We start from the raw sequence: 25,758 nt of genomic DNA, 5'->3' as shown, positions 1-25,758 counted from the left end.
CGAACATGACGGTGTGCCTGGCGCCCGGCACCGTCACGACGCGGACGCCCGCCTCCTCCATGTTGTCCTCCCTGCGCGGTCACGTCGGCCGACGCCGTCGTGGAAACCACACACGAGGGGCGGGGAGGCGCCCCCTCATCACGGGACCGGCACGTCGAAGCAGTTCAGCACCATCGCGATGAGGCAGTAGCTGCCGATGAGGAACACGAGCTCGCCGACCCCTTCGTGGCCCAGCAACTGCGTGGCCCGGTCGTATGTGGAGTCCGGCAGCACGCGCCCGGCGGTCAACGCCTTCGCGACGTCGTGCGCGACGGCCTGTTCGTCGGTCAGCCCGGAGGGTCGTCCGCCCGCCGCCAGGGTCGCGATCTGTGCCGCCGGAAGGCCGACCTCGTCCGCCGTCTGCTCGTGGGCGTACAGCAGGTAGCGGGCGCCGTAGGCGCCGCCGACGGTGAGGATCGCCACCTCGCGAACGACGGGATCGAGGTGGGCCTCGGCCGCGACCGCCCGCTGCAGGAACAGCGCCGGAACCCCGAACGTGGGGAAGTGCAGCATGGCCGCGAACGGCCCGACGAGCGCGCCGTCGTCGTCGAGGATGACCACGCGGCCCTGCTCCTCGGTGACGAGGCCGGCGATACCGTCATGCACCTCGCGGAGTTGAGGGCTGAGCTCTCCGGGTGGGATGGGTCGGATACGCATACGAGCTCCTCCTCAGAGTCCGTCGGTGTACTGGCCGTCGATGAGCACGAAGGCGACCCGGCAGTTCGCGGCCGACCGGTTCGCCCACGCGTGGTTGGTACCGCGCTGGATCACGATGTCTCCGGTGCGGACGACGGTCTCGTCCTCGTCGAGAACAAGCGTGAGCTCGCCCTCGATGACGATCCCGTAGTCGATCGTCTGGGTGCGGTGCATCAGCGGATGCGGAGCGTCGGCGGCGGACCGCGCGGCGTCGGCCCCGCCCATCTCCCCGAACTTCTCGGCCGCTTCGGCCCCCGTCAGGTTCCGGATCCGGTCGTCCTCCGGAGGGAAGTCGATCACCCGGATGCGCGTGCCACGCTCGGGAGGGCCGAGCACCAGACCGTTCTCCGCCGGCTCGTCCGACTGCCGGTCGATGACGGCCGGCGTCTGGCGCGTGTTCCACACCTCATGGAAGACCGGGCCGCCAGGCCCGCCGATCTCCACCACGCGCGGCGGTGGTGCGTCCTGCGTGATCACCGCACGGTCGGAGGCGTCATGGCCGGTCACGATTCTTCGGAACGGTCGTACTGGGCTCATACGGCGAGTCCTTCCCCTTGTCGGCAGCCCGGCGGGCATGGACGCCGCCGCACACCGAAAGGCTGGCGCCCGCCACTTGACGCGGAGTGAACCGTCTGCGGACCGTGCTCCACTGTCCGTCAAGTCCGCCGACATGACCGGGCCTTGCCGCACCCGGCAGTGGAATTGCGCTGGTCCCCGTACACTCGTTCGGAGTCGGCGCCGGCGGGGATCGCGTCGTGCCTGTCCTGGTTGGAGGAGTGTCACGGTGCCCGTCCTTGCAGCCCGGTCGGGTGGTGATGATCGGCCGGCCGGCAGAGGTGCGCCGTATCTGCAGATCCTGGGTCCGTTACGGGTCTGGCGTGACGGTGTGGAGCTGGATGCGGGGCCGCGGCAGCAGGTGTATCTGCTGGCGTTGTTGCTGGCGCGTGCGGGCAGGCCGACCAGCACGAGCGAGCTGATCGACCTGGTCTGGGGTGAGGGTGTCCCGTCCAGTGCGTTGAACGTGCTGCAGAAGTACGTGGGTGCGTTGCGGCGGCTGCTGGAGCCTGCGCTGCCTGTGCGTGAGGCCGGTTCGTTCCTGCACCGGCGCGGCGGCTCCTATCTGTTCACTGCCGGTCCTGCGACGCTGGACCTGGTCGCGTTCCGGGAACGGGTCGGTGCCGCCAGGGCTGCGGTGGCTGGGCAGGATCTCGAGGTGGCGCTGGATCACTATGGTGTGGCGCTAGGGCTGTGGCACGGTCCGGCGGGTGACGGTATCGGTGAGGGGACGGTTGCCGCGCCGGTCTTCGACGCGCTGAACAACGAGTTCTACGGGGCGTGCACGGCGGCGGCGGAGCTGGCGGTGTCGCTGGGGCGGCCGGAGCGGGTGCTGGGGGCGGTGCAGCTGGCCGCGTCGATGGCGCCGTTGAACGAGCCGGTGCTGGCTTCTCTGGTCGGTGTTCTGGGTGCGGCGGGGCGTCAGGCGGAGGCGCTGTCGGTGTTCGGTCAGGTCCGTGACCGGCTCGCCGACGAGCTCGGCATCGACCCGGGGCCGGCATTGGAGGAGGCGCGGCGGCGGATTCTCGCCCAGCCCCCGGCGTTGCCGCGTGTGGGGGCGGCGGCGGGCGGGGAGGCCGGGTGGAGCTCGGGGGCGGCCGTCCTGGTCGGCCGGAGCGGGGAACTGGCCACGTTGCGGGGGGTGGTGGAGCGTGCGGTGGCGGGTGAGGCGGCGATCGGTGTCGTCGAGGGTGAGCCGGGGGCGGGCAAGACCCGGTTGCTGGAGGAAGCGGCCGCGGTGGCGGGCCGGCTGGGTGCGCTCACCGTCTGGGGTTCGTGTCTGGAGGGTGAGGGGACTCCGGCGATGTGGCCGTGGGAGCAGGCGCTGGGCCAGATCGTGCGGAGTCTGCCCGCTGCGGCGGGCGAACGGTGGCTCACCGGCGGGCTGGGCAGCCTCCTCGTGCCGGGGGACGAAACGGCCCGGGAATTACCGGACGGCAATGCCCAGTTCCGGCTGTTCGAGCAGGTCGTCGCCCTGATCGGACAGGCCTCGGCGCGACGGCCGACACTCCTGATACTCGACGATCTGCAGTGGGCCGATGCTACCTCGCTGCAGTTGCTGCAGCACCTGGCGGGGCGGCTGCCCGGGGGCACCGCGGTCATCGGCGCGCTGCGCGACCGCGCTCCCGTGCCTGGGGCGGATCTTTCCCGGGTACTGGCCGCTGCCAGCCGGCGGCCCGGCCACCGCAGGTTCCGGCTCGGCCCGCTCGGCCCGGACGACGTGGCCGAACTCATCCGCCACGAGGTCGGCCAGGATCCCGGCGACGCCGTCACCCGGGCCATCCACGCCCGTACCTCCGGCAACCCCTTCTTCGTCCGCGAACTCTCCCGCCTCCTCAGCGGCACCGGCACGATCAGCGACGGCGACACGTCCGTGCCGCCGACCGGGGTCCCCCCCACCGTCCACGACGTCGTCCGCGACCGGATGGCCGGCCTCGACGACCACGCCCGCGACCTGCTCCAGGTCGCCGCGCTCATCGGCCGCGACGTCGACCTCAGACTCCTCTCCCGCGCCACCGGTGTCACTGCCGCGGACTGCCTGCACCGCCTGGAACCCCTGCACACCCTCGGGCTCCTCGAACCCGGCCCGCACGACCCGTCCTCGCTCCGCTTCGCACACGACCTGGTCCGCGAATCGGTCTCCGGGACCGCCACGCAACAGCAGGTCACCCGGTTGCATCTGCGCGTCGCGGACGCGCTCGAACAGATCCATGCCGACGACGAGGACGTCGCCGAACGCCTCGCCTACCACCTGTGGGCCGCCGGCCTCCTCGCCGAACCCGGCCGCACCGCCGAGGCGCTGATCCGCGCCGGGCGCCGCGCGGCAGCCAAACTCGCCTTCGCATCCGCCGGCCGGCAGCTGCGCTCCGCGATACAGGTCAGCCGGGCCTCCGGACTCATGGAGCTGGAGTTCTCCGCCCTCACCCTGCTCGCCATCGTCGTCAGACGACAGTCGGGGTACGACGCCTCGACGTTCGATCTGCTGGGACGGGGGGAATACCTGGCCCGCACCCTCGGCCGGGAAGCGGAAGCCGCCGACTTCCTCTTCATCCGTCTGATGGGCGCCTACACCTCCATCGAGCAGGACCGTGGGCAGTTGGCCCGCCGCATGCACGAGCTCGGTCAGGCGTCCTCCGCTCCCACAGTCCGGCGCTACGGCCGGCTGGCCTGGGGCCTGCACCAGTGGGACATCGGCAACATAGGCGAGGCCTACCGGACCTTCACCGAGGAGGACGTTGCTGCTGTCGCCGGCACTGGCGCCCCGGACGAAGAGACACCCCTCCGACGGGACGGCAGCATTCCCGGCGAAGGGCCCGGCTGGCGGGCCGTCATGACCGCACTGCACGGTGACGTCGACAAGGCGCTGGCTTTCGTCGACACCTGGGACACCCCAGGGGACGCGTACGCGGCCGCGGTCTGGGTCTACTACACGACCATGATCGCTTCCATGGCCGGGGACGCCGAAACGGCACGGCGCGCCGGCGACCGGTGGGCCACCGCCGGCCTCGCCCGCCTCAGCGCCCACATCGACCACTACATCCGGCAGTGCTGGTGCTGGGCACGTGCCCTCACCGGCGAGGATCCGGCGGCCGCCGCGGCCGAAGCCGAGGCACTCCTGGCCTCCCACCTGCTCGATCCTCCGCAATGGGGCATCGCCTACCACTACGCGCTGATCGCCGAGATGTGGCTGGCAGCCGGATCGCCCGATCGGGCCGACGCCGCTCTCGACCGAGCCGATCAGGCGATGTGGGACTACGGCCAGCGTTACGCCGAAGGGCTGCTCCTGCTGCTGAAGGCGCGCCTGCTCCAGGCTCGCGGTGCACCCCTCACCGCTGTCCGGGCCGCCGCCCAGCGGGCCTACGCGCACTCCACCGCACGCGGAGCGCACCTGTTCGCGCGACGCGCCGAACAACTCCTCTCGCGACCTGGAGGCGATGCATGACCGCGGGCCCCGAGGAACAGAGCGGGCTGACGGCCCTGGCCCGTGGGCTCTCGGCGCCGAAGGGCTTCGTCGACGCCAGCCTGGCCGCCCCCGCCCCGGGAGCGATCAGCCTCCTGGGTGGCATCCCCGCGCCCGTGGCTCTGCCGGTCGAGGCGATCGGCCGGGCGTCGGAGCAGCTGTGGCAGGATCCTGACGCCGCGGTCGCGGGCCTGCAGTACGCGCCGGCGCGCGGATCCGCCGCGCTGTGCGACTGGATCGCGCGGTGGGAGGGCGTCGACCCGAGCCGGATCGTGGTAACGAACGGCGGCATGCACGGCCTCTCGCTGGCGGTGCTGACCGTTGTCGAGCGCGGTGCCACCGTCGCGGTGGACGATCCGGTGTTCCCGGGTTTCCTGTGGGCTCTGGAGATGTCGACGACGCGGACCCTGCCGGTACCGGTCCTGGCCGACGGCTTCGATGTCGAACACCTCGCCCGGCGGCTCGCCGGCGGCACCCGGATCGCCGCAGCCTACACCGTGCCCGACTTCCACAACCCCGCCCAGGTCAGTCTCTCGGCGTCGAAGCGGCAGGCGCTGATCGAGCTGGCCGAGCGGTACGGCTTCTACGTGATCGTCGACAATCCGTACCGCGAACTACGCTTCGGTGGCCAGGACCAGGGGGTCGCGGCCTTCCACGGGTCGGATCGGGCGATCCACGTCAACACTTTCACCAAGACCCTCGGCCCCGGCTGGCGCGTGGGCTGGCTGGTGCTGCCGGAGCACCTCGTGGCCCCGGTGATCCGGCTGCGCAACCGCCTCGACGTCCACACCTCCTCGGTGACCCAGGCGGTGATCGAACGACTGCTCACTGACGACGTCCTGTGGTTTGATCAGGTCGTGCGCAACGCCACCGCGCTGTACCGGGAACGCGCCGGCGCGCTGATCGACGCCCTGCACGAACAGCTCCCGGGCGCCTTCGACATCGTGGCCCCCGAAGGCGGGCTGTTCCTCTGGCCGCGGCTCACCGACGACGCCGTGGACCCCGCGGCACTGTTCCGGCGGGCGGCCGCCCACGGCGTCCTCTACCAGCCGGGCGAGTTCTTCGCGGCGGACCCCCGGCAGCGGTCCTCGGCCCGGCACCTGCGGTTCTCCTACAGCGACCGCACTCCGGACGAACTGCGGGAGGCCGTACGCCGACTGGCCCTGGCCTTCTGACGACGCAAGCGAGCAACGACAGTCCCCTGTGGCGGATTCCCGGAAGGCTGCTCATGACCAACGTTCGGCTCCCCCTGCGCGCACTCGTCCCGTTCGCCGCCGGTTCGGTCGGCATGGGCATCTGGGTCAGCGTGCCCGGCATCTTCCTGCTGTACTTCCTGACCGACGTCCTGGGCGTGCCGCCGTACGCGGCCGGGATCGCGCTGCTGCTGCCGAACGTCGCCGACATCGTGGTGCACCCGTGGGTGGGCCGGGTCTCCGATGCCGGCCTGGCCGGCATCGGACACCGCAGGCGACTGATGCTGGCCGGCTGCGTCGTGGTGCTCGCCTTCGTGGCCCTGTTCGCCGTGCCGTCGGACCTGCACGGGACGACCGCCGCAATATGGGTCTCGTCGGCGCTGGTCGCCGGCAACCTGCTCTACTCCTGCTACCAGGTCTCCTACCTCGCCACACCGGCCGACCTGGGCATCGGCTACCACGAGCGGACCCGCCTCATGGGCTACCGCAATGTCGTGATCACCGTGAGCGTCCTGCTCGCCGGTGTGGCCGCGCCGCTGGTCGCCGGGGACGATCCGGGCGTCGGCGACTACACGAGAATGGCCGTGCTGCTCGGCGCGGTCATGCTCGCGGCGATGCTCGTCGGCATCACCGGCGTCGCCCGCCTCAACCACGCCGCGCCGGGCACCCCGGCCGAGCCGGGGCACCGGGGCGGCCTGCTGGTGGCGCTGCGCGACCGCCACTTCCGTGCGCTGACCGCGTCCTATCTGACCGTCGCGATCACGATGAACCTGGTCCTGGCCGCCATGCCGTACTTCGCCGAGTACGAGCTGGGCCGCTCCTCACTCACGACCGTGCTCATCGCGGCGTTCATGGCGCCGGCGGTCCTGACCACGCCCCTGTGGGTACTGGTGGCCCGGCGTCTCGGCAAGCAGCGCAGCCTGCTCGCCGCCCAGGCCGCGTTCGTGGCCGGCTCGCTGGTGCTGGCCCTGGGCGCTTCGGCCGGCCTGCCCCTGCTGATCGCAACCGTGGCGGTGCTGGGCGTCGCGTTCGCCGCGATGCAACTGCTGCCCCTGTCGATGATGCCCGACGTCGTCGCCGCCGCCGGGCCGGCCGGTACCGCCAGTGCGGGCAGTTACACCGGCTTGTGGACCGCAGCCGAGGCCACCGGCGGGGCGTTGGGGCCGTACGCGTACTCGGCCTGTCTGGCTGTCGGCGGGTTCGTGGCCAGTACCGCCGGCGAGCACACCACGCAGTCCTCCGGCGCGCTGGCGGCCGTTCGCTACGGCTTCACCTTGGTGCCGGCCGTCCTCATGACGATCGCCATCGTGCTGCAACGCCGGTACACCTTGGACAAGCACGCCCACACTGCGACGCCGCGTGCCGTCGCCCGGGAAGAGGCGGTGGGGTGGCGCTCTCGGCGTGCTTGACGACAACGGAATTGGTGCCCTGATTCCGTTCAGTGCCCGTCAAGTGACCGGTTCTACGCTGACCCGCGATCACCACCGAGAGCACCGGACACCGAAGGGCATACATCAATGACGACAACTCGCCGTGGGCTGTTGGCCGGATCCGCCGCGGTCGTGGTGGGCGCCGCACTCGACGCGCCCGCCGCTCAGGCACACCCCGGAAGCGGAAGCGGAAGCAGCAAGAAGCCCACCGTGGTGCTCGTGCACGGCGCGTTCGCCGACGCCTCCGGCTGGAACGGGGTCGCCGCCCGGCTCATCCGCGACGGCTACCCGGTCATCGCACCGCCCAACCCCCTGCGCGGCGTGGCCTCCGACTCCGCCTACCTGGCCGGCATCCTCGCGACCCTCAGCGGTCCTCTCGTCCTCGTCGCGCACTCCTACGGCGGGATCGTCGTCACGAACGCCGCGACCGGCAACCCGAACGTGAAGGCGCTGGTCTACGTGGCCGCGTTCGTACCCGATCAGGGCGAGACGCTGCTGGGTCTGCAGACGAAGTACCCGGGAAGCAGACTCAGCGAGGAGGCGCTGGACTTCCGTCCCTACGGGGAGGGCCTCGTCGACGGCTACATCAAGAAGGACCGCTTCCACGACGTGTTCGCCGGGGACCTGCCGAAGACGACCGCCGAGCTGATGTGGGCGGGCCAGCGGCCGGCGGACGTACGCACCCTCGGGGAGCCGTCCGGCGCCCCGGCCTGGAAGACCATTCCGTCCTGGTACCTCGTGGGCCGCGACGACCAGGTGCTGCCCCCGGCGGCACAGCGGTTCATGGCGCGCCGCGCCGGCGCGCACACCGTCGAGGCCGACACCTCGCACGTCGCGATGATCGCGCGGCCCGCGGCGACGGCCGCCCTCGTCAGGCGCGCCGCGCGCTGACACCACCGAGCCGACGGAGCCAGGAGGGGACGGCGATGTTCGAGAGGTGGGGGCGGACGATGGTCGGCCGACGGTGGTGGGTGATCGGCCTGGCCGCGGCCTTCCTGGTGTTCGGCGGCATCTGGGGCACACGGGTCTTCGGCTCGCTGACCACCGGAGGGTTCGACGACCCGGCCGGCCAGAGCTCGCGCGCGGCCGCCCGTGCCGAAGCGACACTGGGCCGGACCGGCAACGACGCGGTGGTCCTGTACACCAGCACCGGTGCGACCGTCGACGACCCGGTGTTCCGGCGAGCCGTGACGGAGACGCTGCAAGCGCTTCCCCGCGACGTGGTGACCCGGACCTTCACCTACTGGAGCACCGGCAGCCCGGCCCTGGTCAGCCACGACCGGCACGCCACCTACGCGGTGCTGACCCTGGCCGGTGACGACGAGGCGCAGCGCGGCGAAGCGCTGGACGGGATCGAGGACAGGCTGGACGCGCCCGGCCTGCGGACCCAGGTCGGCGGCCCCACCACGGTCGACCGCGACATCCGCGAGCGGGTCGCGGCGGACATCGCCTTCGCCGAGACGGTCTCCATACCGGTGCTGCTCGTGCTCCTGGTCGTCGTCTTCGGCAGTGCGGCCGCGGCAGGCCTGCCGCTCGCGATCGGCGCTCTGGCCATCCTCGGAGCGTTCACGGCGCTGCGCGCGATGACCTACCTGACCGACGTCTCGGTCTTCTCGGTCAACGTGGTGACGATCCTCGGGCTGGGCCTGGCGATCGACTACGGCCTGTTCATGGGCGGGGCGGTTCCGGGAGGAGATCGCCCGCGGGCTCGGGGTCGAGGACGCCGTCGCCCGCACGATGGCCACGGCCGGTCGTACGGTCGCGGTCTCCGGCGTCACCGTCGCCGTCTCATTGGCCGGACTGCTGATCTTCCCGATGACCTTCCTCCGCTCGATGGGGCTCGGCGGTCTGTCCGCGGTCGTGGTGGCGATGGTGGCGGCACTGACCGTGCTGCCTGCCCTGCTCGCCGTGCTCGGCCCCCGGGTCGAGGCCCTTTCGGTACGACGGCTGCTCAGGCGCCCGCCACCGGCTCTCCCGCGGGACGAGGACATGGTCGCGCACGGGTTCTGGTACCGCCTCGCGCACAGCATCATGCGCCGCCCTGTCCTCTATGCGACCGGGGTGCTCGCGGTCCTGTTGCTGGCCGCCGCGCCTTTCCTGCGCGTCGAGTTCGGCGGTATCGACCCGAGGGTGCTGCCGACGGGTACCGAGAGCCGTGTGGTCTCGGAAACCGTCGACCGGGACTTCGTACGGAACGGTCAGGTGCCGGTCGAGGCGATCGTGACCTCGTCGGACCGGGCCGGTCTGGAGCGCTACGTCGACGCCGTCCGGACGGTCGACGGGGTGTCCGGGGCCGAGGTCACGGGGCGGTCCGGCGATGTCGCCCGGGTCACGATCAGGTACGAGGGCGACCCGATATCGCCCCGGTCGCGGGATCTCGTGAGCCGGATCCGGGCCGTACCGGCACCGCCGGGTGGTGAGGCGCTGGTGGGTGGCCAGACCGCGCAGCTGGCCGACCAACTCGACGCCGTGGGCGATCTGTTGCCCTGGATGGCGCTGATCATCGGTGGCGCCGGCTTCGTCCTGCTGTTCCTCGCCTTCGGCTCGGTCGTGCTGCCGATCAAGGCGATCGTGATGAACATCCTGTCGCTCGGCGCCTCGTTCGGCGCGCTGGTCCTGATCTTCCAGGACGGCCATCTGTCGGGCCTGCTGCACTTCACCTCCACCGGGACGCTGGAGGCGACCCAGCCGATTCTGGTCCTCGCGGTCGTGTTCGGGCTGTCGATGGACTACGAGGTCTTCCTGATGTCCCGGATCCGCGAGGAGTACGACCGGACCGGCGACAACACCGCGGCGGTCGCGGTCGGGCTGCAGCGCAGCGGCCGGATCATCACCAGCGCCGCGCTGCTCATCCTGGTCGTGATCGGGCTGTTCTCCGTCTCCGGAATCACGTTCATCAAGCTGATCGGGGTGGCGATGCTCATCGCCGTCCTGCTGGACGCGACGATCGTCCGGGCGCTGCTGGTACCGGCCACGATGCGCCTCCTCGGAAACGCGAACTGGTGGGCGCCGGCACCCCTGCGACGCTTCTACGCCCGCCACGGCCTCCGGGAGGGTGTGGACGATCCGGCTGTAGTTGTTCCAGAAGCCGCTGAGCTGCAGTTGCCCCCTGCCCTGGGAGACGGCTCTTGAAGCCGACGTTGTCGGACACCGCGTGGTTCTCGAGGAGGTGTGTCAGCTCGGCGTCGTGTCCGGGAGATGCAGCACCGCCGTCCCCTTCCGGTGCGCGACGCGTTCGAGGGACCAGGTGGGGTGCTGCTCTGTCCAGCGGGCGACAATGGCCTGCTCATCAGCGCGATCGTGGTCGTCGAGGACCACTGCGGCGCCGGGCGCGAGAGCGTCTGCGAGCAAGGGGACGGCCGGGTACCGGGAGAGCGGCGCGGTCCATCCGGGCGGGCCGTCCACGAACAGCAGGCCGCAGCCTCTCAGGTCACGCCAGGCCGGTTCGGCGTACCAGGACAAGGTCTCGCCCCCAAGGGTGTGCTGCTCCAGCGGAGCAAGCCGCACCTCGGCGAACTCGTCGAGATCCAGGCGGCGGACCTCCTTCGTGGTCTGCTCGTGATAGCCGGGATCGTGTTCCAGGCTCACCACACGGCCGGGGATGTCGAAGGTGCGCAGGGCCGTGGCGAGCCACAAAGTGGAGACACCACTGCCCAGTTCGATGACGAGTGCGGGTCTCCGCGCGCGGATCTGCTCCACGAGGTACAGCAGCAGATCCGGGGCTGCGGCCCAATTGTCCCCCGCCGGGATGGGGGCGGAGGGCTGAAGAGCCTGCTCCAGCCGTGCCAGGTACTGCGCATTCTCGGTCTGCACGCTTGTTCCCCTCAACTGGTCTGTGCCACCTGCCCTACCCCGTCCAACGGCGTGGCCCACACCTTCCCAGGAAGATCTTGCCTCGGTGTTGCCGATCTGCGAGGGTGTGATCATGCCCGAGCCCACGACGGGGGCGTGTCCTGTCCGGCCTCGCCGGGGGAAATACTTGGGTTCGCCTGTCGCCACCCCCTCTTGAGCTCTGCGAGGCCGTCTCTCCGGGCTGGGCAATCGATCGACCTGGGGCGATCTACCGAAAGCACCCGGGACTCGTGTCCGAGAAGAGGAAAACAGGATGAACAGCGTCATCTCGATCGTCACCCCTGTGCACCGGGAAAGTGTGAAATACCTGCCCGACGCATACGCATCACTCCGCGCCCAGGAACTTCCGGAGGGATGGTCCTGGGAATGGTGCATACAAGAGGACGGCCATGAGGTGCATGCCTCAAGTGAATTACCTACGGATGATCCGCGCATTCGTATCTCGGCGTCTCGCCCCGGAGGTCCTCATGTGGCCCGTACCATGGCGCTCGCTCGTTCTTCCGGCGCCTACGTGAAAACTCTGGATTCGGATGACCAGTTGACTCCGGGTGCCCTGTCACGCGATATCGCCGTGCTGGAGAACAACCCCGAGATCGACTGGACCACGTCGCGGGTGACCGACCTTCTCGAAGACGGCAGCACGGTCTCCTTCGAACTCGGCGATCCCGCCCCCGGCCGTCTCCCGCAAAGCAGTGCGTACACCTTCTGGGCGAAGCATCAGCGCCCCCAGGTGCATCCGGCAACGCTCTGTGTGCGCCGTCGCCTGGTGGTGCTCCTGGGGGGCTGGATGGCCCTGCCGGCCTCCGGCGACACCGGCCTGCTGCTCGCGCTGGACGCCCTGGCAAGTGGCTGGTTCATCGCGGAGGTTGGGCTGCTGTACCGCAAGCACGTGGGACAGATCACCAATTCCCCTGCTCACCGAGGAGGGGAGGAATGGGAGGCCCGCATGTCACTGATCCGGGAGCGCGCGGCCGCCCTGGACGCGTGGGCATCGGAGAAGACACCGAACTGACCGACGGCTCATGCGGCCGCGGCGACCGCCGCGACGAACGAGTCCGCCGCGTCGAACATGACATTGTGTCCGGCGTCCGGCACCGTCACGACACGGACGCCCGCCTTCTCCAGGGCGTCCGCCCCGTCGAGCGGACCGCTGCGTTCTCCCTGGAGGTAGACGCGGTCGACCATGTGGAGCCCGGCCAGGATCTCGCGCATGACCGGGTCGGAACCACGCCGCAGCGCGACGGCGCTGCGGTACAGGGCACGCGGATCGGCGAGCCGCATCGTCGCGGCCCACAGGGGACCCACCCGGTCGAGCACGCGCGCGTACCCGTCGTCGAGGAACTCCTCCTCGGTGAAGGAGGCGATGGCGGCGCTGCCCGCGGCCGACGGCGGGAACGCGTCCAGGTTGGCCTCCGTGAGGACGAGCCGGGCGACCATGTCGGGCCGGCGGTGCGCCAGGACGATGGCCACGGAGCCGCCCATGCTGTGGGCGACGAGTTCCGCGGCCCTCACCCGTGCCGTGTCCAGGGCGGCAGCCAGAGCGTCGGCGTGGTCCTCGAGGGTGTACCCGAAGTCCTCGGGACGGTCGCTGATGCCGTGCCCGGGAAGGTCGACGAACAGGCTGCGCCGGCCGACGAGTTCGGGCCGGGCCGCCACGTGCGCGTGGTAGACGGCCGAGACCGACCCCAGTCCGTGCACGTACACGCGCGCGGGTTCGTCGCCCGGCGTCTCCGTCCACCGGATGGCGCTTCCCTTGTCGTCGAACACGGCATGCCGCATCTCGTCCCCCTCGCCCACCCGGCTGTCACCGACACAGGAACAATACATCGGCGCCGATGTATTACGTCAGCGAGTTATAGGATGCGGGCATGCTGGAGCTCGCCATCCTCGGCTTTCTGTACGACACCCCGCTGCACGGCTACGAGCTGCGCAAACGCCTCACGGCGCTGACGGGACATGTACGCCCGGTGGCGGAGAGCACGCTGTACCCGGCGATCAAGCGGCTGGAGCGGTCGGGGTTCCTGGCGCGCTCCACCGAGCCGGGGGCCGTGGCAGCTCCCCGGCATGTCCTGAGCCTCACCGACGAGGGCCGGAGCGAACTGCGCGGGCGACTGGCCGAGCCGGGCGAGCGCGATATCACCGACGAGAACCGCTGGTTCACGGTTCTCACGTTCCTACGGCACCTGGACGACGCTGCCGCGCAGGCCGCCGTGCTCCGTCGCCGTCTGGACTTCCTCCAGGAGCCGACGAGTTTCTTCTACGACGGCGACCGGCCCCTGCGCGCCGAGGAGCTCGACGACCCGTTCCGGCGGGGTGTGCTGACCGTCGCACGGGCCACGTCCCGGGCCGAGATCACCTGGCTGCGCGAGACCCTGGACTCACTGGGCGGCTGAGTCGCCCCCGGTGTGCCGTACGGGGCAGCCGCGCAGGCCGGGTACCGGGCGGGTGCCCAGGTCCTCCAGGCGGTAGCCGTTCGGATAGCCCTTGATCTCCCAGTTCTGCCGCGCGTAGTGGGGCTCGCGGCGGGGCGGGAGCAGTCGCACCGCGCGTCCACGCGCGCGTACGGCCCGGCGCACCAGGGTGCGGACGGCCGGGCTCGGTGGGCTGTAGCGGAAGGCCGTCAGCAGCGGCTCGTCGAGCAGGGCGAGCGTGGCGGTGCGCAGGACGGGGGCGAGCGGCCGTGGATACCAGGACGCCATCAGGTCGAGCGTGGCGTCCGAGACCCGGCGCGCCTGCTCGTCAAAGGCGAAGTGGGCCTTCTCGTAGGCGTCGAGACAGTCCTCGAACTCCTCGTAGGTCTCGGGGATGCCCCGGATGCCCATGAGACGGCCCAGCGTGCCGTAGTGGACGGTGGAGGCCACGATCTCGTGGCGGGACATCCGACGCCATCCATAGGCGTCGGTCCACCGTTTGGGCAGGACGACGAACGTGCAGAGCACATACCGCAGGTCGTCGTCGGCGATGTCGTAGCTGCGGTGCATCCGGTTGATGCGGCGCACCGCCGTCCGGCCCCGCTCGCTGTCGAAGCCGTGCTCGACGACGGCGCCGAGGAGCAGGGACGTGTCGTCGTAGCGTTTCTGGGAGCGGTCGGTGAGCTCCGCCGTCTCGGCCAGCAGCCGGCCGATGCTCGGCACCGCGTAGGTGCGGTAGAGGGCGAGTTCGAGGGCGCGGGTGAAGTCCCACGGGAACTCGTACGCCGCGGAGAGCCGGTAGATCGCGTGGGCGTCCCGGTACGGGTCCATGCGCCGGATTTGTTCGAGCCGCTCGAATCGCTTCACCGTACGGTTCCCTTTCTGCCGCCGTGACTCTAACTCCAGGTTGGGTAAAGGGAGATGAAAGGACCACAGCAAGGCGTACCACCGTATCGGGGAAGGTCGTCACCATGATCGACAGGATCCACAAGGCCGGCGCAAGGCTCTTCGGCGCGCGGAGCACACCGTCGCCCGACGGCCCGGGCGGGTCGCGGCCCGCCGCCGGGAAGGGATCCGCCGCCGCGAAACGCCCGCACAATCTGTTCGAGGCGGCCGCCGTGTACGTCTCCGCCCGCGCGGAGGACGATCAGGACCGCATCGAGGAGGCGGCGGGCTGGGTGTCGCCGGAGGCGCTGTCCTTCGGGGTCAACGAACTCGCCTGCCGTGCCCTCATCGCCCTCGCACGGGAGCGCGACGAGTCGCCCGGCACCGTGGCGCGGGCACTGCTGGGGCTGCCGGCCGTGTGACAGATCGGTGAAGGGTGGCCGTTTCGCCCCGTCAGGCCGGAAAACTGCAGCTCCGGGTGTGCCGGGGAGTCGTGACAAGCGCCTTCCCGCCGCACTAGGGTGCGCGCCGTTGGACCAATGGATGGGGAGGCTGGGATGGCCGGGACGGACGAGGACACCGTCGCCGCCGCGGACGACGCGCTCTATGTGCTCACGGCAGCGCTGCTGACGCCGGCGAAGTTCCCGGCGGTGCTCGGGGACGACTACCCGGAGGCCTGTGCGGCGCTCGGTCTCGCACCGCTGGCCGACGGGTACGGCCTGGTGCTGGGCCAGGACGGCGGGGGCGCGCGGTGGACGGTCGTCATCGACGACGTGTCGCTGGTGGCGGTCGCCATCGCGTCGTGGGACTGCGGCATGGAGCACGAGCTGTCGCCCGACGAGCGGACAGTGGTCGCGGCACTCCCGGGGTGGCCCCTGGACGTCGCCGTCGCGGCGCCCGGTGTGCCCGCACCGCACGATCCCGCCCCGGAGATCGCGGACGGCCCCGCGCTGGCCCCGCCGGACACGTCGGTATGGGGTCCGGCCCAGCGACGGCTGGGGGCCGACGAGATCGCGGTCCAGTGGACGCTGTGGCGGGACCAGATAGACGACGCGGACTTCATCACTGAGCCTGACGCCGCGGGACCTGCCGAGGGCTCCGGCCCGGTGGACGCGGACGCCGAGGCGGACGGGGCGGGCGGGGCGGAGAAGGACCGCGGAAGCGACGGGGACGCGGACGGGACCGAAGCCGCGCAGACCGCTCCGACGGGGCGCAGCGACATCCGGCGGGTGCTGGCCGAGGCCCGTGCCTATGTGGAGACTCCGCCGCCGCCCGGTCGCGTACGGTCGTCGTTCGCGCCTGGCGATGCGCGCACCCTGCGCGCCGACGGCCCCGGCTGGTCACTCGTGGCCAGGACCGACGACATCGCGTTCCTCCTGTTCGACGCGCGGCCCGGCGAGGTGCTCCCGGTCGGCCGGGGAGCGGAACTGCCGGGACTCCTCGATGCGCTGGACAAGGTGGCCGTGCGTCCGTCCTGAGGCGGGACGAGGACCGCGACGAGGCGTGCTCGGGGCATCAGCCCCCGCCCGTCCCTCCGGGACGCACGCCCACCGCGGTCCTCGTGCCCGGTGACTCCCTCATCGGCTCTCTCGTCGGCTCCCTCAGCGGCCGAGCTCCTTGCGGGTGACGCGGCGCAGCCTGCGCCGCTGTGCGGGATCCAGCGTGAGGTAGGCCGCCGCCGGAACCCCCAGCACGATCAGCAGAGCCGCCCACCAGGGCAGCCAGATCAACAGCAGAATCCCGACCGCCACACCTCCGGCGGCGATCTTCGCGTTCCTCGACATGTGCGTCGCCTCCTTCGCGGCCCCTGCCGCTCTCTGTCATGAAAACGGGTTCGCGCCGCGCGCGGTTCCGGAACCGACCCTGAATCGTCCCTGACCTCCACCCCGAGGCATCCCCGAGGCGGCCCGGAGACGTCCCTGAAAATGCTGTACCCTCGGCGACCCCGATCCGGCTAGTCAAACTTGAGAAGTACGTCATCGCTGCGCAGAGGGTTCCCGTGGAAACAGTGTCCGAGATCTCCGAACCGGCCGGGTGTCACGCCGTGTTCGTGCCCGCCGTCCCGGCCCGCGCCGGTGCCGTTGCCTTCTGGCGGCCCGACCAAGACCGCCTCCCCTCCCACCTCTCCCCCGCCTCCGCCGCCGTCGACGATCTGCCGGTCGTCCGGCCCGTCGGTGCCGGGGTGACCCTCACCCGCGTGCGTGCCGTCCTGATACCCGTGCAGGAGGCCCTGCCGGTGCTCGCACACGCGCGTGTCGCCCAGGAAGGGCACCGGGCGGCCGTGTTCTGGGGTGCGGCGTCGCTGCTGGCGCTGCGGTTCGTGGCGCGGGGGCTGCTCCTGCCCGGACTTTCCCCGGACGACCACGACGCCTGGCGGATCGGGCCGCTCGGCCCGGACGACGTCGAGGCCGTCCGCCGGCTGGCCGCCGCCATGCCGCCCGAGGCGCACGCCGTGCCCGTCGACACCGCCACGCCCCTGCGGCTGCCGGACCCTGAGCGGCTGCTGCGAGCCTTCCTGGACGCGGTCGCCGACACGCTCCCCCGCTCCCCCGCGGCACCGCTGGTGACCGGCGCACCGGCCTACGCCGCCCCTGAGCCGCTGCGACTGCCGGAGCTCCGCGCCTGGGCCGACGATGTCGCCGCGGGCCACGACGCGGGCGTCCGGCTCTCGCTGCGGATCGAGGTGTCCGGGATCGAGGCGTCCGGGATCGAGGCGTCCGGGATCGAGGCGCCGGGGATCGGGCCGGCAGGGTCGGATCCGGCGCACGCCGAGGCGGGTCCGGTGCCGGACGCGGTCTCGGCGCGGTTCCGGGCCGTGCCCCAGGTGCACAGCGTCAGCGATCCCGCGGTCGTCGTGGACGCCGCCGGGATCTGGGGCGAGGCGGGGGCCGCGAGCGGTCGCTTCGGTCCACGCGCGCGTAGGGACGTACTGCTGGCGCTGCACCGCGCGGCCCGGGCCTGGCCCGCGCTCACCCCGCTGCTGTCGGCCACCGTCCCGGACGCCGTCGGTCTCCTCGAGGAGGAGATCGCCGAACTGCTCGGGGAGGGATCGCGGGCGCTGGCGTCGGCGGGGGTCGAGGTGCACTGGCCGAGGGAGCTGGCCCCCGCCCTGACCGCCCGCGCGGTGGTCGGCCCGCCGGAGGACGGCCCGGACGGGAACGGCACGGACGGGAACGGCACGGACGGGAACGGCACGGACGGGAACGGCACGGAGGGTCACGGCACGGAGGGGTACGGCCTCGGCCCGGACACGGCGTCGTTCCTGTCGGCGGACGCCCTGCTGTCGTTCACCTGGTCGTTCGCCTTGGGCGACCGGCGGCTCACCCGCGAGGAGCTGGACCGGATCGCCGAGGCCAACCGGCCCCTCGTCCGGCTGCGTGACCGGTGGGTCCTGATCGACCCGGAGGAGGCGCGCCGCGCCCACGCGCACCAGGACGGCAAGATGACGCCCGTCGAGGCGCTGGGCACCGCGCTCACCGGCTCCACGGAGGTGGACGGCCGGGTGGTCGAGGTACGGCCCACGGGGTGGCTCGCGGGCCTGCGGGAGCGGTTGACGGACCCCGGGGCGCAGGAGCCGGTGGAGCAGCCCGCCGCGCTGGACGCGACGCTGCGCGACTACCAGCGGCGCGGGCTCGACTGGCTGGCGCGGAACACCTCGCTGGGGCTCGGCTGCTGTCTGGCCGACGACATGGGGCTGGGCAAGACCATCACGCTGATCAGCCTTCATCTGCACCGCCAGTCGGACGCCTCGGCGGCAGGACCGACCCTGGTGGTCTGCCCGACGTCCCTCATGGGCAACTGGCAGCGGGAGATCGAACGGTTCGCCCCGGGCACGCCGGTGCGCCGCTTCCACGGGCCGCGCCGCGGGCTGGACGCTCTGGCGGACGGGGAGTTCGTGCTGACCACATACGGCACCCTGAGGCTGGACGCGGACCGGATCGGCGGGGTGCCGTGGGGCCTGGTCGTGGCGGACGAGGCGCAGCATGTGAAGAACCCCTACTCGGCGACCGCGCGGGCGCTGCGCACCGTCGGAGCACGCGCGCGTGTGGCGCTGACGGGCACGCCGGTGGAGAACAACCTGTCGGAGCTGTGGGCGATCCTGGACTGGACGACACCGGGTCTGCTGGGCCGCCTCGGCACCTTCCGCAGGCGGTACGCGCGCGAGGTTGAGGGCGGCGGGGATCCGGCCGCGGCGGAGCGGCTGTCCCGGCTCGTGGCGCCGTTCCTGCTGCGCCGGCGCAAGTCGGACCCGGGGATCGCCCCGGAGCTGCCGCCGAAGACCGAGACCGACCGCCCGGTGTCGCTCAGCACGGAGCAGACGGGCCTGTACGAGGCGGTGGTGCGCGAGACGCTGGCGGCGATCACCGAGGCCGACGACATGGCGCGGCGCGGGCTGATCATGAAGCTGCTGACCGGGCTCAAACAGATCTGCAACCATCCGGCGCAGTACCTCAAGGAGGAGCGGCCTGGGGCGGCCGGGCGCTCCGGGAAACTGGAGCTGCTGGACGAACTCCTGGACACGATCCTCTCCGAGGGGGCGGGTGTCCTGGTGTTCACGCAGTACGTGCGCATGGCGCGGCTGCTGGAGCGGCATCTGGCGGCACGCGGCGTGCCGACGCAGTTCCTGCACGGCGGGACGCCCGTGGCCGAGCGCGAGGCGATGGTCGGGCGGTTCCAGGACGGGAAGGTCCCCGTGTTCCTGTTGTCGCTCAAGGCGGCCGGGACCGGCCTCAACCTCACGCGCGCGGAGCACGTCGTGCACTACGACCGCTGGTGGAACCCGGCCGTGGAGGCGCAGGCGACCGACCGGGCGTACCGCATCGGGCAGACCCGGCCGGTACAGGTCCACCGGCTGATCGCCGAGGGCACCGTCGAGGACCGGATCGCGGACCTGCTGCGCCGCAAGCAGGGCCTGGCCGACGCCGTGCTGGGGTCGGGCGAGGCGGCGTTCACGGAGCTGACGGACAGCGAACTGGCGGAACTGGTCGAGCTGCGCGGGGGCATGCGATGAAGGCACACGAAGACGATCGGGAACGTACCTTCGCGGCGTTGCCTCCCGCGCGCGGGAAGGCCTTCGCGCAGAGCTGGTGGGGCCGGGCGTGGCTGGCCGCACTGGAGGACGGCGCGCTGGAGTCGGAGCCGGTGCGGTCGGGGCGCAGGCTGGTGCGGGCCGGTGCCGTGGGGGCGGTGTCGGTGCGGCCGGGGCGCATCACGGCCGTCGTACGGGGGCGCGACCGCACCGCGCATCGGGCCGATGTGATGCTCGATGAGCTCTCGGACGCGGAGTGGGACCGTTTTCTGGACCTGGCGGCGGAGCGGTCGGGGCATGTGGCCGCGCTCCTCGACCGCGAGATGCCACCGCATCTGGTGGAGGACGCGGAGACGGCCGGTGTCGCCCTGCTGCCGGGGCTCGGCGAGCTGGAGGCCGAGTGCGACTGCGGGGCCTGGGACCACTGCGGTCATACCGCGGCGCTCTGCTACCAGGTGGCGCGGCTGCTCGACCAGGATCCGTTCCTCCTGCTGCTGATCAGGGGACGCGCCGAGCATGCCGTACTGGACGATCTCCAGACCCGTGGCGCGGCCGCTCCCGTCGGAGCACCCGCTCCGCCGGAGGGGGTGGACGCGGCGGAGGCATATGCGGCGGGGGACGTCCTTCCGCCGTTGCCCGCCCTGCCCGAGGTTCCGGCGGAGCCGGGTGTTCCGCCCTCGCTGGACACGGACGTCCCGGCGCCGCCCGGCGTGGAACCTGCGGCTCTGCGGATCCTGGCCGCGCGGGCGGCCGCGGCCGCCCGGCTGCACCTCGCCGAGGCCCTGCGCGGGGCAGCGGGGTCACCGGCCCCTGCGGAGCGGTTGACGGTCTCTCAGGACACGGTGCGGCTGGCCGCGGGGGAGGCCGACGAGACCGGGAGCGACGGGGTGGGTGAGCGGCTCGGTGCCGGATCGGGGCGTGGGCGGGAGCAGTTGGCGCGGGCGGTACGGGCCTGGCGGTACGGCGGTGCGGCGGCCCTGTCGGTGCTGGAGGAGGAGTGGGCCGTGGAGGGCGAGGCGCTGGCACGCGCGCGTGCGGCGCTGGAGTCGGCCTGGGAGGAGGACGAGCGGCCGGTGCTGCGGGCGCGGGGCAACCGGTGGACGGTGGTCGGGGAGTCCGGTCAGGTGCGGCTGGGGCGGGACGGTCGCTGGTGGCCGTACCGCAAGGAGGGCGGGCGCTGGGTGCCGGCCGGGATCGCGGCGCGGGACCCGGCGACGGCCCTGGCCGCGGCACGGTCGAGCGAGGAGGGCGAGACGGGCGAGGCGGGCGATGAGAACAAGCAGGGCGGGGAGGGCAGGGAGGGCGAGCAGGGCGGGGAGGGCAGGGAGGGCGGGGAAGCGCTTTCCCGAGCTCGGAGGGGGTGAGGCGGCGGCCCGCCGGGCGACCGACGCCCCGCGTTCACCGGAATGTCGTGTCCCGTTCGGCGGGCGCGCCAACTCTGGCCGCTGTCACCGCACTTGCACTTCAGGAGGCTTGATGTCCCCGCACTCCGCCGGCCGGCGCCGCGTCCACCGTTCCGTCGCGGCGGGCGTACCGCTCGCCGTGCTGGCCGCTCTCGTCCTGGCCGGTCCGGCGACCGCGGACACCGCCTCCGGGCAGGCGCGTGTGACGCGGACCGCCACACTGGGCGACCTCCCGCTCGGGGCGTTCAGCAACGCTCTGCTGCCGGGCACGGTGGACGACGACCGCGGTGTGGACCTCGGCGGCATCGGCAGCGACATCTACCCGGCGGGCCGCAAGGGCGAGTTCTGGACGGTCACGGACCGCGGGCCCAACGGCCAGATCAAGATCGACGGGAAGAAGCGCCGTACGTTCCCGGTCCCGGGCTTCGACCCCGCGATCGTGCGGATCCGGGTGAGCGGCGACACGGTGAAGGTGCTGGACGCCCTCCCGATCACCACCTCCTCCGGGAAGCCCGTCACCGGTCTGCCCAACCAGGAGGGCCGCGACGAGGCGCCGTACTCCTACGACGCCCGCACACCTCTGTCGTACAACCCGAACGGGCTGGACACCGAGGGCATCGTGCGGGCGGCGGACGGGAGTTTCTGGCTCGCCGACGAGTACGGCCCCTCGCTGGTGCACGTCTCCGCGCGCGGGAAGGTGCTGACCCGCTATGTGCCCGAGGGGCTGAGCCTCACGGGCGCGGACTACCCGGTGGTGGAGGCGCTGCCCTCGGTGCTGCTGCACCGGAAGATCAACCGTGGCTTCGAGGGCCTCGCCCGGCTTCCCGGCGGGGATCTCGTGCTGGCGGTGCAGAGTCCTCTGTCGCTGCCCGACACGGACGCCGGGGAGGCCTCGCTCACCACCCGGCTGCTGCGTTTCTCGCCCAGGAAGAAGGCGGTCACCGCCGAGCACGCGTACCGCTTCGACCCGGTGGACGTGGTCGACCCGAGCGAGGACGACACCTCCGAGCTGAAGATCTCCTCCGTGGTCGCGGTGGGCGGCGACCGGCTGCTGGTCGAGGAACGGACGGACAAGGCCGCGCGGTTGCAGGTGGTGCGCCTGACGCGGGGCGCGGACATCCTCGGCGGCCGGTGGGACGACGACACGACCTCGCCGTCGCTGGAGCAGCTCGCCGACCCGGCGGCCTCCGGTGTCCCGGTGCTCGCCAAGCGGCTGGTGGTCGACCTGGGCAAGGTCACGGGGGTGCCCGGGAAGATCGAGGGCGTCGCGCGTGTGGACCACGACACGCTCGCCCTGATCAACGACAACGACTTCGGGATGACGGACGGCGCGGGCGCGTTCGACGCGCAGGGCCGGCTCGTGGACAGCGGGATCGAGACGACCGTGACCTACGTGCGGCTGCCGCGGGGCATCTGACGCCGTACGCGTGTGTGGAGTCCCGTGTGCCTCCACACACGCGTGAAGGCTAGGGCAACAGCGCTGTCAGGGACGGCAGCAGCGAGTCCAGGTCGCTCGGCAGATCCGTCGGCAGGGTGCTGGGGAGCTGGGACGGCAGCTCGCTCGGCAGGGTGCTGGGCAGTTGCGTCGGGAGGCTGATCGAGGGTGCGGGCGTGGTGCCGGTCCCGCCGGTCGGCTTGTCGTCCGGGGAGTCGTCGCCGGACGAGGCCATCAGGACGACGACGAAGACGGCCGCGGCCGCGACGAGCAGCACGAGGACGGCGATGAGCGGGTTCCGGCGCCGTCGGGGGCCGCCGGGGCCGTAGCCGGGTGCGGGCGGTCCGAAGCCGCCGTGCGGCGGTGTGTCGCCCGGCGGGCCGGGCGGATGCGGCGGTACGGGTGGCGTGGCCATACGTCCAGCGTCCCCGCGAACGGGGCCGGGAACGACCTCCGCACGGAAGTTGATACCGGCTCATGCCGTGGAGGGCATGATTCCGGCGTATTCCGTGCGGAGGCCGTGACCGGGGGGCGTCAGCCGCGGGCGCCCAGCAGGTGGTCCATCGCGAGCTGGTCGAGACGCTCGAAGGCCATGCCGCGGGCGGCGGCCGCGTCGGCGTCGAAGTCCTCGAACGCGGTGCGGTCGGCGAGCAGGCTCTGCAGACCGTCGGCGGCGGTCGCCTGGGCCAGCTCGTCGAGGCGGGAGGCGCGCAGGGCCTCCTGGACCTCCGGGTCGGCACGGAACGCGGCCGCGCGCTCCTTGAGGATCAGGTAGTTGCGCATGCAGCCCGCGGCCGAGGCCCACACGCCGTCGAGGTCCTCGGTGCGCGGCGGCTTGAAGTCGAAGTGCTTCGGACCCTCGTAGCCGGCGCTCTCCAGCAGGTCGACCAGCCAGAACGCGGAACGCAGGTCGCCAGCGCCGAAGCGCAGGTCCTGGTCGTACTTGATGCCGGACTGGCCGTTGAGGTCGATGTGGAAGAGCTTGCCCGCCCACAGCGCCTGCGCGATGCCGTGCGGGAAGTTCAGGCCCGCCATCTGCTCGTGGCCGACCTCCGGGTTGACGCCGTACAGCTCGGGGCGCTCCAGGCGTTCGATGAACGCGAGCGCGTGGCCGACGGTGGGCAGGAGGATGTCGCCGCGCGGCTCGTTCGGCTTGGGCTCGAGGGCGAAGCGCAGGTCGTAGCCCTGGGAGGTGACGTACTCGCCGAGGAGGTCGAACGCCTCCTTCATGCGGTCGAGAGCGACGCGCACGTCCTTGGCGGCACCGGACTCGGCGCCCTCACGGCCGCCCCAGGCGACGTAGATCTTCGCACCGAGCTCGGCGGCCAGGTCGATGTTGCGGATCGTCTTGCGCAGGGCGTAGCGGCGCACGTCGCGGTCGTTCGCGGTGAACGCGCCGTCCTTGAAGACGGGGTGCGTGAAGAGGTTGGTGGTGGCCATCGGCACGGTCATGCCGGTGGTGTCCAGGGCCTGGCGGAAGCGCTTGATGTGCTCCTCGCGCTCGCTGTCGGAGGACCCGAACGGGATCAGGTCGTCGTCGTGGAAGGTCACACCGTAGGCGCCCAGCTCGGCCAGGCGCGTCACCGTCTCGACCGGGTCGAGGGCACGCCGCGTGGCGTCGCCGAACGGGTCCCTTCCCTGCCAGCCGACGGTCCACAGGCCGAAGGTGAACCTGTCGTCAGGGGTGGGCTGGTAGCTCATTGCCGCTGCTCCTTGCTGTGCAGATGGTCGTGCGGGTCGGTGACATCCGGTGGCTGACTATTTCGTCATGGCCGTTTACAAATTAGTATGCCAACGCATCTCTGGGAAGACAGATCCCACGGAGCCGCGGAAAAACTTGAGGGAGAACCCGATGTCAGCAGCCGAGGGTCCGCTCGTCGTCGGGGTGGACTCGTCCACCCAGTCCACGAAGGCGCTGGTCGTCGACGCGGGCACCGGCGAGATCGTCGCGAGCGGCCAGGCGCCGCACACGGTCTCCTCGGGGGCCGGCCGGGAGAGCGACCCGCGTCAGTGGTGGGACGCGCTCCACGAGGCGCTGCGCCTGTGCGGTGAGCCGGCGCGCGAGGCCGCCGCGGTGTCGATCGGCGGGCAGCAGCACGGCCTGGTGACGCTGGACGGGAACGGCGAGCCGGTGCGGCCCGCGCTGCTGTGGAACGACGTGCGGTCGGCCCCCCAGGCCCGGCGGCTGACCGAGGAGCTGGGCGGGGCGAAGTTCTGGGCGGAGCGCACCGGATCCGTGCCGGCCGCGTCCTTCACGGTCACGAAGTGGGCGTGGCTCGCCGAGAACGAGCCGGAGGCGCTGCGCGCCACGAAGGCGGTACGGCTCCCGCACGACTACCTGACCGAGCGTCTCACCGGCGAGGGCACGACCGACCGCGGCGACGCCTCCGGCACCGGCTGGTGGGCGTCGGCGACGGAGGGGTACGACGAGGAGATCCTCGCGCGCGTGGGGCTCGATCCGGCGTTGCTGCCCCGCGTGGTGCGGCCCGGCGAGATCGCGGGCACCGTGCGCGACAGCCATGACCTGCCGTTCGCCAAGGGCACCCTGGTCGCCGCGGGCACCGGCGACAACGCGGCGGCCGCCCTGGGGCTCGGGCTGCGGCCGGGCACCCCGGTGCTGAGCCTCGGCACGTCCGGCACGGTGTACGCGGTGTCGAAGCACCGGCCGGCCGACGCGACCGGCACGGTGGCGGGGTTCGCGGACGCCCACGGCGACTGGCTGCCGCTGGCCTGCACCCTGAACTGCACGCTCGCCGTGGACCGCCTCGCGGCCCTGCTGGGCCTGGACCGCGAGGCCGTGGAGCCCACCGCCGGCCTCACGCTGCTGCCCTACCTGGACGGCGAGCGCACCCCGAACCTGCCGAACGCCTCGGGTCTGCTGCACGGCCTGCGCCACGACACCACCGCCGGTCAGCTGCTCCAGGCCGCCTACGACGGTGCCGTGCACTCGCTGCTCGGCGCGCTGGACCTGGTCCTCGACAAGGACGCGGACCCGTCGGCCCCGCTGCTGCTGATCGGCGGCGGCGCGCGCGGCACGGCCTGGCAGCAGACCGTGCGGCGGCTGTCGGGGCGGCCGGTGCAGATCCCCGAGGCCAAGGAGCTCGTCGCGCTGGGCGCGGCGGCACAGGCGGCGGGGCTGCTGACCGGGGAGGACCCGGCCGCGGTCGCGCGCCGCTGGAACACCGCGCGCGGCCCGGTCCTCGACGCCGTGGAGCGGGACGACGCGACGCTGACCAGGATCGCCGGGGTACTCTCCGACGCGGCGCCGCTGCTGGAGCGGAGCACGCACACCGGCTGAGCTGCGGCGCGTCCACGCGCCGGTCATCTCGGTGCCGGCGCGTCGGCCTACCGGCCGATCAACAAATCAACG

At 72.1% G+C, this 25,758-nt stretch carries 21 protein-coding genes and 1 pseudogene; 14 read left to right on the top strand and 8 right to left on the bottom strand.

Features of this window, described 5'->3' with window-relative positions; translation table 11 throughout:
- Positions 1 to 138 precede the first annotated feature (138 nt).
- Together ABZ490_RS30610 and ABZ490_RS30605 are read right to left on the bottom strand one after the other, a co-directional pair.
- Positions 139 to 696, bottom strand: a complete 558-nt coding sequence (locus ABZ490_RS30610; protein WP_358996973.1) for a hypothetical protein — start codon at positions 694 to 696, stop codon at positions 139 to 141.
- Between the two features lie 12 nt (positions 697 to 708).
- Positions 709 to 1,272: a cupin domain-containing protein gene (locus ABZ490_RS30605; protein WP_358996970.1), complete on the bottom strand. Its 564-nt coding sequence runs from the start codon at positions 1,270 to 1,272 to the stop codon at positions 709 to 711.
- 349 nt (positions 1,273 to 1,621) lie between these two features.
- Here ABZ490_RS30605 and ABZ490_RS30600 point away from each other — a divergent pair, with 349 nt between their 5' ends.
- The 6 genes and pseudogenes from ABZ490_RS30600 (at position 1,622) to ABZ490_RS30575 (ending at position 10,505) form a co-directional block, all read left to right on the top strand.
- Positions 1,622 to 4,732: a BTAD domain-containing putative transcriptional regulator gene (locus ABZ490_RS30600; RefSeq protein WP_358996967.1), complete on the top strand. Its 3,111-nt coding sequence runs from the start codon at positions 1,622 to 1,624 to the stop codon at positions 4,730 to 4,732.
- Positions 4,729 to 5,925, top strand: coding sequence for a PLP-dependent aminotransferase family protein (locus tag ABZ490_RS30595; protein ID WP_358996964.1), 1,197 nt, complete (start codon positions 4,729 to 4,731; stop codon positions 5,923 to 5,925). Before ABZ490_RS30600 ends, ABZ490_RS30595 begins: the two co-directional genes overlap by 4 nt.
- 53 nt (positions 5,926 to 5,978) lie before the next feature.
- A complete protein-coding gene (locus ABZ490_RS30590; RefSeq protein ID WP_358996960.1) occupies positions 5,979 to 7,352 on the top strand; it encodes an MFS transporter in 1,374 nt (457 codons plus the stop codon).
- A 108-nt stretch (positions 7,353 to 7,460) separates the two neighbouring features.
- Positions 7,461 to 8,264 (top strand): alpha/beta hydrolase, encoded by an 804-nt coding sequence (locus ABZ490_RS30585; protein WP_358996957.1) that lies wholly within the window; start codon positions 7,461 to 7,463, stop codon positions 8,262 to 8,264.
- Positions 8,265 to 8,299: 35 nt separating this feature from the next.
- Positions 8,300 to 8,986: pseudogene (locus ABZ490_RS30580) on the top strand (MMPL family transporter); the annotation flags it as partial.
- A 124-nt stretch (positions 8,987 to 9,110) separates the two neighbouring features.
- The gene (locus ABZ490_RS30575) at positions 9,111 to 10,505 is read left to right on the top strand and encodes an MMPL family transporter (RefSeq protein WP_358996954.1); all 1,395 of its coding nucleotides are present in this window, start codon (positions 9,111 to 9,113) and stop codon (positions 10,503 to 10,505) included.
- A 42-nt stretch (positions 10,506 to 10,547) separates the two neighbouring features.
- Here the strand turns inward: ABZ490_RS30575 and ABZ490_RS30570 are convergent, their stop codons facing one another.
- Complete coding sequence (locus tag ABZ490_RS30570) at positions 10,548 to 11,186, bottom strand: class I SAM-dependent methyltransferase (RefSeq protein ID WP_358996951.1); 639 nt, start codon at positions 11,184 to 11,186, stop codon at positions 10,548 to 10,550.
- Positions 11,187 to 11,478: 292 nt separating this feature from the next.
- On the opposite strand from ABZ490_RS30570, the gene ABZ490_RS30565 reads away from it, so the two are divergent.
- On the top strand, positions 11,479 to 12,237 hold the full coding sequence (locus tag ABZ490_RS30565) for a glycosyltransferase (protein ID WP_358996948.1): 759 nt from the start codon (positions 11,479 to 11,481) through the stop codon (positions 12,235 to 12,237).
- Positions 12,238 to 12,245: 8 nt separating this feature from the next.
- On the opposite strand, the gene ABZ490_RS30560 is transcribed toward ABZ490_RS30565, so the two are convergent.
- Positions 12,246 to 13,004, bottom strand: a complete 759-nt coding sequence (locus ABZ490_RS30560) for an alpha/beta hydrolase (RefSeq protein ID WP_358996945.1) — start codon at positions 13,002 to 13,004, stop codon at positions 12,246 to 12,248.
- Between the two features lie 89 nt (positions 13,005 to 13,093).
- Between ABZ490_RS30560 and ABZ490_RS30555 the strand changes: the two genes are divergently transcribed.
- Positions 13,094 to 13,618, top strand: coding sequence for a PadR family transcriptional regulator (locus ABZ490_RS30555; protein ID WP_358996942.1), 525 nt, complete (start codon positions 13,094 to 13,096; stop codon positions 13,616 to 13,618).
- On the opposite strand, the gene ABZ490_RS30550 is transcribed toward ABZ490_RS30555, so the two are convergent.
- A complete protein-coding gene (locus tag ABZ490_RS30550; RefSeq protein ID WP_358996939.1) occupies positions 13,604 to 14,503 on the bottom strand; it encodes an oxygenase MpaB family protein in 900 nt (299 codons plus the stop codon). The genes ABZ490_RS30555 and ABZ490_RS30550 overlap by 15 nt on opposite strands.
- A 104-nt stretch (positions 14,504 to 14,607) precedes the next feature.
- On the opposite strand from ABZ490_RS30550, the gene ABZ490_RS30545 reads away from it, so the two are divergent.
- Both ABZ490_RS30545 and ABZ490_RS30540 read left to right on the top strand, forming a co-directional pair.
- Positions 14,608 to 14,943: a hypothetical protein gene (locus ABZ490_RS30545; RefSeq protein WP_358996936.1), complete on the top strand. Its 336-nt coding sequence runs from the start codon at positions 14,608 to 14,610 to the stop codon at positions 14,941 to 14,943.
- 135 nt (positions 14,944 to 15,078) lie between these two features.
- The gene (locus tag ABZ490_RS30540; RefSeq protein ID WP_358996933.1) at positions 15,079 to 15,999 is read left to right on the top strand and encodes a hypothetical protein; all 921 of its coding nucleotides are present in this window, start codon (positions 15,079 to 15,081) and stop codon (positions 15,997 to 15,999) included.
- Positions 16,000 to 16,122: 123 nt separating this feature from the next.
- On the opposite strand, the gene ABZ490_RS30535 is transcribed toward ABZ490_RS30540, so the two are convergent.
- Positions 16,123 to 16,305 (bottom strand): hypothetical protein, encoded by a 183-nt coding sequence (locus ABZ490_RS30535; RefSeq protein WP_358996930.1) that lies wholly within the window; start codon positions 16,303 to 16,305, stop codon positions 16,123 to 16,125.
- Between the two features lie 224 nt (positions 16,306 to 16,529).
- Between ABZ490_RS30535 and ABZ490_RS30530 the strand changes: the two genes are divergently transcribed.
- The 3 genes from ABZ490_RS30530 to ABZ490_RS30520 all read left to right on the top strand — a co-directional run bounded on the left by ABZ490_RS30530 (position 16,530) and on the right by ABZ490_RS30520 (position 22,370).
- The gene (locus tag ABZ490_RS30530; protein WP_358996926.1) at positions 16,530 to 19,532 is read left to right on the top strand and encodes a DEAD/DEAH box helicase; all 3,003 of its coding nucleotides are present in this window, start codon (positions 16,530 to 16,532) and stop codon (positions 19,530 to 19,532) included.
- The gene (locus ABZ490_RS30525) at positions 19,529 to 20,914 is read left to right on the top strand and encodes an SWF or SNF family helicase (RefSeq protein ID WP_358996923.1); all 1,386 of its coding nucleotides are present in this window, start codon (positions 19,529 to 19,531) and stop codon (positions 20,912 to 20,914) included. Before ABZ490_RS30530 ends, ABZ490_RS30525 begins: the two co-directional genes overlap by 4 nt.
- Positions 20,915 to 21,026: 112 nt before the next feature.
- A complete protein-coding gene (locus ABZ490_RS30520; protein WP_358996920.1) occupies positions 21,027 to 22,370 on the top strand; it encodes an esterase-like activity of phytase family protein in 1,344 nt (447 codons plus the stop codon).
- Positions 22,371 to 22,419: 49 nt separating this feature from the next.
- On the opposite strand, the gene ABZ490_RS30515 is transcribed toward ABZ490_RS30520, so the two are convergent.
- Both ABZ490_RS30515 and xylA read right to left on the bottom strand, forming a co-directional pair.
- Positions 22,420 to 22,803, bottom strand: a complete 384-nt coding sequence (locus ABZ490_RS30515) for a hypothetical protein (protein ID WP_358996917.1) — start codon at positions 22,801 to 22,803, stop codon at positions 22,420 to 22,422.
- 119 nt (positions 22,804 to 22,922) lie between these two features.
- Positions 22,923 to 24,089: a xylose isomerase gene (gene xylA / locus ABZ490_RS30510; RefSeq protein WP_358996914.1), complete on the bottom strand. Its 1,167-nt coding sequence runs from the start codon at positions 24,087 to 24,089 to the stop codon at positions 22,923 to 22,925.
- 151 nt (positions 24,090 to 24,240) lie between these two features.
- Between xylA and xylB the strand changes: the two genes are divergently transcribed.
- A complete protein-coding gene (gene xylB, locus ABZ490_RS30505; protein ID WP_358996911.1) occupies positions 24,241 to 25,686 on the top strand; it encodes a xylulokinase in 1,446 nt (481 codons plus the stop codon).
- Positions 25,687 to 25,758: the final 72 nt, after the last annotated feature.

The sequence above is a fragment of the Streptomyces sp. NPDC005811 genome, assembly GCF_040630405.1.
Classification (GTDB): Bacteria; Actinomycetota; Actinomycetes; order Streptomycetales; family Streptomycetaceae; genus Streptomyces.
This window is presented reverse-complemented; position numbering and strand designations above follow the sequence as displayed.